The sequence below is a fragment of the Calothrix sp. CBUCES-K 9914 genome, from assembly GCF_059640475.1.
Genome location: NZ_JBXXZH010000494.1, coordinates 1 through 2,677 on the forward strand (window position 1 = coordinate 1; position 2,677 = coordinate 2,677).

Sequence of the window (2,677 nt, forward strand, 5' to 3'; positions counted from 1 at the left end):
ACTCAGCACTCAGCACTCAGCACTCAGCACTCAATACTCAGCACTCAGCACTCAGCACTCAGCACTCAATACTTTTAACTCTATTTGGCGCCAGCTTTAATACACTTGTCAACAAGAGGTTGAACTTTGTCAACATCCTGCCAACCGAGAATTTCAGTCACCTTCTTCTCTAAATTCTTATAGCTGCGGAAAAATTCGGCAATCTCATCAAGTTTGTGGGGTGCAAGGTCTTTAAGAGATTTGACGTGAGTATAGCGTGGGTCTTTGTCGGGAACACAAAGAATTTTCTCATCGCGGTCTCCACCGTCGATCATCTCTAACATACCAATTGGTCGTGCAGCAATAACACATCCCGGAAAGGTCGGTTCATCCATAATAACCATTCCGTCCAAAGGGTCACCATCATCCGCTAGGGTGTTAGGCACAAAACCGTAATCGTATGGATATTGTACAGAAGAGTATAGTACACGGTCTAAAGCAAAAGCATTCAAATCCTTGTCAAATTCGTATTTATTTTTACTCCCGCCAGTAATTTCAACCAATACGTTGATGATACCGGGTTTCGGTTGGGCTGGGATACGGGACAAATCCACAAAAAATCTCCTTTATGCACGCAAATACAACGGGCAGTGTCTTTAAACTACCCCTAATAGATTTTAAGGCGGATATTGTACTTTTGTTGACTGATTTTCAGTTACGTTCACCGCAAATAAAAAACTCCCTAGATCAAACTAGGGAGTTGACGAATTATTTTACTTAGTACATTTAACCTAGTATTCTTTTTGGGAAACCAGTTATTCTGCGTATCGATACGCTCCGAAGCACTAACAAATTAAAGTCGTGCTAAAGTATTAGATGTAAGTATTTTGTTGTTTCATCTATTGTGTTGATTCAAAAAGGTAAAATCATGTTGTTGTATAATTGCTAGTCCCGACTTTGCTGCAATCTAGACGTAATTGGTTGACGAGTGTTCATTTCAACATTATTGGATGAATAATGACCAATAACAAACAAAGGTAAACCTAAAGTTAAAATTGCGATGAAAGTACCCACAATGTCTGCTAAACGATGAGACGAAGTATCAGCATTAGCAGACTGACTATTAGAATTCATAAAAAACCAAAATCGTGACAATATTGCACTAACTCTCAAACTTGAGAGTCTTGATATTATTTTAACTAATATCTGACTCTACATTACTTAGTGTTTGAGAACCTTAAATACCTTTCAATTATAATCTACATCAAAAATTTTACACGTCATCTTCTCTCTACCGTGCGCAAAATTTGTATTCTAAGTTTCAAATCAATCATACATATTCCTAGATGCATTTGGTGTAACCTATCACTTATCTATACTGTTGAAATGCTACTGACAGCATTTTTTATTACATTCAATCCACATACACCATATTAATTCCTAAATTCAATATCAGCAAGTTTTACGCCTTATGTCCCTACAATAAAGGCTTTCGGCGCCTATAACTGTTTAGAGCAAGCAAAATTGACCAATGTCACAAATTGTAAAACGAGAACGAATTATTACTGAGGCAAAAACATCATTGTATTGGTATTATAAGTAGTTATACTCAAAGCAATACACTTACCGTAAATAGACGCAGAAATTAGTTTCTAGCTACTAAGGTGTACGAATAAATACAGGTAAGGTTTACATCACAGTAAATAATTATATATTAATTAAAGTCAACAAAACTTAAAGTTAAAAATTTCAGGTTTATTCTAAGCACTAGAAAACAAATAACACAATCCTTCTCAAGACAGATAATTGAAGCAATTTGCTGATTTAATAAATAGGCACGATTCATACGATTAATACTATTGTAATGAAAATTTGAGATATTGATCCCCCCAACCCTGCGCGTGGAAGGGGGATAAACAAACGTGTTAATAATTAAGAAACAATTAAAAAAACCGCCACTGGATTAGTGGGCGGTCTAGTTAAGCAATCGGAGGGTATTAATAGCTTACTCTGCTCACGAGTGAAATTGTTGTAGCTAAGTTATCACTTAAATACTTTAAATTGAGGGAAAAGCCCATTAAAGTTACTCAACGGGCACTATAAGCGCGCATCGGCTCTTTGATAAACTTAATATAAAGATGTTTGAAGGTAGATTTAATAACCCTAGGCATACCAAAATCAATCGGAACGAATTTATCAGGCAGGCGCCAATCATCAACTTGTAAAGTATCAATTTGTAGGAGTGGGAAACTAATATTTATTAGCTCAGGAACTAAAGAAGCACGTATTGAAGCAGCAAGAGTTGGAACTTGTTCAGGCGAAACTTTAAGTATTTCCACTATTACCCTGTCTAAAGCAAAAACATCATTTGATGCAGCTAAAACATTGAGTTGACGTGGTGTACCTCCACTCGGACCATTGCCTTCGTGTCCAATGATGCCATCAACAATAGTTAAGTCGGGGTCAATAGCACGTGCGGTTTCAACGAGCATATCCCCAAAACGGTTCGCGTCTTTACCAGCTTCCATGTGCCACCAAGCTTTCATTTTGCCTGGAACACAGCCAAATAGATTTTTTACCCCCATAGTTAGGACAAGTTGAACGTGGGATTTTACTTTTGGCAGATTAATTACTACATCAGCTTCCATCGCTTCTTTACACAGCAGCAAATGATTAAAATCTTCCCCTGCTGCTTGAT

At 37.2% G+C, this 2,677-nt stretch carries 3 protein-coding genes; all 3 read right to left on the reverse strand.

Annotated features, from left to right (window positions below):
* Positions 1 to 80: 80 nt before the first annotated feature.
* The gene (locus AC2JBO_RS44390) at positions 81 to 593 is read right to left on the reverse strand and encodes an inorganic diphosphatase (RefSeq protein WP_496959991.1); all 513 of its coding nucleotides are present in this window, start codon (positions 591 to 593) and stop codon (positions 81 to 83) included.
* A gap of 331 nt (positions 594 to 924) precedes the next feature.
* Positions 925 to 1,113 (reverse strand): TLTLP motif-containing protein, encoded by a 189-nt coding sequence (locus tag AC2JBO_RS44395; protein WP_496959992.1) that lies wholly within the window; start codon positions 1,111 to 1,113, stop codon positions 925 to 927.
* Positions 1,114 to 2,066: 953 nt separating this feature from the next.
* A partial coding sequence (locus AC2JBO_RS44400) for a DUF362 domain-containing protein (RefSeq protein WP_496959993.1) occupies positions 2,067 to 2,677 on the reverse strand: 611 nt, incomplete at its 5' end.